Source organism: Lentibacillus sp. L22, from assembly GCF_040812445.1.
Taxonomy (GTDB): domain Bacteria; phylum Bacillota; class Bacilli; order Bacillales; family Amphibacillaceae; genus Lentibacillus_C; species Lentibacillus_C daqui.
Genome location: NZ_JBFNXI010000087.1, coordinates 1 through 2,743, shown reverse-complemented (window position 1 = coordinate 2,743; position 2,743 = coordinate 1). Strand labels below are relative to the sequence as shown.

Genomic DNA, 2,743 nt, shown 5'->3' with positions numbered 1-2,743 from the left:
ACCCTATAAAACGGAACGGATAAGTAGTTTTTTATCCGTGTCTGTTTTATAGGGTTCAGTTTATTTTGAAGGGCGTGGAGGGATTATTTTTCTCTAGCTGCCTGACCCCTCTTGATGGGGTTCAGTCTATTATGACCGTTCCATGTTATGGCATGGAGTAAATTCCACCTTATCACTTAATTGTACCAAACTTTTTATAAATTTTCGGACTTTATTTACAAATGATCAATCTTTATTATAATTATCAAACTCACCCGGAAAACGTTAGGGCAATAATCCCGATTACCATCATACCAGAAGCTATCACTCTGCGTATGCCAAATCCTTCACGCAATAGGTACGTCCCCATGATCGCGCCAATCAGAATACTGACTTCCCGGACGGGTGCGACGTGACTGACCGGTGTAAACATCATGGTTGTCAAAATGAGGATGTAAGCCAATGGATTTAGGATTCCTACACCAATCGCTTCTTTACGGTGTTGGCGCCAATCAGCTTTAACCTGGCTCCAATGTTTCTTGGCGACAGGGCTCAGCAGTAAAAATTGCGCAACAATACTTGCATACTCCAGCAATAACGGCTGCACATAAACAACACTAACCGCTCCCTTATCCAACAGCGTATATCCGGCAATCATCACACCGATCAATAATCCATACCCAATCGGCAGCAGTGAATTGGCCTTTCTAATAACCTGAAAACCGCCGGAGAGAATAAACACACTAACCACAATCAAAGCAACCCCGATGACACCAACCCAGTTGAGCCGCTCATTAAATAAAAAAATGGCAAAAATGGCGACAAGTAATGGCCCTGTTCCTCTGGCGATTGGATAAATGACGGAAAGATCACCAACTTTGTAACCTTTCTGCAAGGTAACGGAATAAGCCAAATGCAGGATGGCACTGCCAATGATAAATAATCCCTCCATCCAGCCAAGATTGATATGTTGATAGAAAAAGAAGACCATGATAATGGGAGCATAAATGATTGTACTCACTGCCAGATAAAGCCAAACGAAGGTGGAGCCACTATCAGAACGTTTGGCAAGATAATTCCATGTGGCGTGCATACATGCAGAAAGAATAATCAGGAAAAATGCGAATAAGGACATGTTTAAAAACTCCTTTGTAAGAATCTGCTCCAAAGATATGTTTTCATTTTAGTATAATTGGGAATAAAATAAAAGGTTATATGATTTGAACAGGAAAAAGGGGCTGTATTCATGTTTGTCGATGATAAGGTTGTGTTTATTACTGGTGCTGCCAGTGGTATTGGTTATCAAATTGGTGAAGCGTTTGTCAAGGACGGTGCCAAGGTTGTTTTCTCTGATATAAACAAAGAAAAATTACAGAAAGTCACAACAGACCTTAGCGGAAAAGAATACGAATGTTTTGGTGTCAAATGTGATGTTACGAAAGAAGATGAGCTCACTGCAGCCATTGATCAAACGGTTGACTGTTACGGTCGGCTGGATATTCTGATTAATAATGCCGGCATGCAGCATATTGCGCCAATTGAAGATTTTCCAACCGAAAAATTCGAATTTATTACCAAATTGATGCTTGTTGCTCCGTTTATGGCAATTAAACATGTATTTCCAATTATGAAAAAACAAGGATACGGACGAATTATAAATATGGCATCGATTAATGGTGTCATTGGTTTTGCTGGTAAAGCTGCCTATAACAGTGCCAAGCATGGTTTGATTGGGTTAACAAAAGTAGCTGCATTAGAGGGAGCGGAGGACGGCATAACTGTTAATGCCATATGTCCCGGCTATGTTGATACACCGCTTGTCAGAAACCAAATGGAAGATTTAGCAGCCAGCCGAAATGTTTCGGTTGAAAAGGTCTTGGAGGAAGTCCTTTATCCGTTAATTCCGCAAAAACGCCTGCTTGATGTACAGGAAATTGCCGACTACGCATTGTACCTGGCCAGTGATAAGGCAAAAGGGGTGACAGGCCAGGCAGTGTTGTTGGATGGCGGATATACGGCGCAATAGTTTTGGTAAACAAGCTGGATTTACTGCCAGCTTCGTTTACCATTAATTAGTCAAGTGATTTTTTTAACGATTCGATTTCTTCAAGGGATAGTTCGGTTAATTCCATGATTTTTTCATCGGAAAAGCCATCATGTATTAATTTTTTTGCGATGTCTTTTCGTTCCTTTTTAACGCCTTCTTCCATACCCTTTTCCATTCCTTTTTCAAGGCCAAGTCTCTCATATTCCTTAAAGATCGCTGCTAGTGTTGGTGAAGCTTCCATATTCCCGGCTTGCATATTCTCAATCTCCTCCTTTTCCACAAAATCAGTAATGTTATGTTCCAATTTTTGTTGAAGATCTTTGGGTATTTTAAGCAAATAATCGATGAAGTAAAATAAAGCATACAAATACAAACGTGGTTTTTCCTGTTCATTTGAAAATTGGTTTATAATTTGTGTCATTAGCTCCTGTTTAAAATTAAATTTTTCATTCGGGTCGTTCTTGTGTTCATTGGCATATTTGACAGCAATCACTGCAGCTGCAAGTGGATTGGTTGACTGTTCAAGTTCTTCTATACTGTGATCACGAAATTTGTAAGTATTGTAAGCGTAATGAAGCTTTGTACTCACTAGCGTTGCATTAAAACCATTTCTGAAAGTCAATCATCTTGATTAGCTACCCGACTTAATCGGGTGAATATTCTGTCATATATTCCTTCTATAAAATTAAAAAAGAACAACGAGGGTTTAAAGGTAGC

At 39.6% G+C, this 2,743-nt stretch carries 3 protein-coding genes; 1 reads left to right on the top strand and 2 read right to left on the bottom strand.

The window, feature by feature from the left end:
- Window positions 1-250 precede the first annotated feature (250 nt).
- Complete coding sequence (locus ABRT01_RS18045) at window positions 251-1,114, bottom strand: EamA family transporter (RefSeq protein ID WP_269409549.1); 864 nt, start codon at window positions 1,112-1,114, stop codon at window positions 251-253.
- Window positions 1,115-1,225: 111 nt separating this feature from the next.
- Here ABRT01_RS18045 and ABRT01_RS18040 point away from each other — a divergent pair, with 111 nt between their 5' ends.
- Window positions 1,226-2,005: a 3-hydroxybutyrate dehydrogenase gene (locus ABRT01_RS18040; RefSeq protein WP_269409548.1), complete on the top strand. Its 780-nt coding sequence runs from the start codon at window positions 1,226-1,228 to the stop codon at window positions 2,003-2,005.
- A gap of 46 nt (window positions 2,006-2,051) precedes the next feature.
- On the opposite strand, the gene ABRT01_RS18035 is transcribed toward ABRT01_RS18040, so the two are convergent.
- Window positions 2,052-2,615, bottom strand: coding sequence for an RpnC/YadD family protein (locus ABRT01_RS18035; protein ID WP_367749138.1), 564 nt, complete (start codon window positions 2,613-2,615; stop codon window positions 2,052-2,054).
- Window positions 2,616-2,743 lie beyond the last annotated feature (128 nt).

What these genes read in the sequence shown, in the direction of transcription:
- ABRT01_RS18045 (WP_269409549.1), bottom strand. Translation starts at nt 1,114, where the DNA reads ATGTCCTTATTCGCATTTTTCCTGATTATTCTTTCTGCATGTATGCAC.
- ABRT01_RS18040 (WP_269409548.1), top strand. Translation starts at nt 1,226, where the DNA reads ATGTTTGTCGATGATAAGGTTGTGTTTATTACTGGTGCTGCCAGTGGT.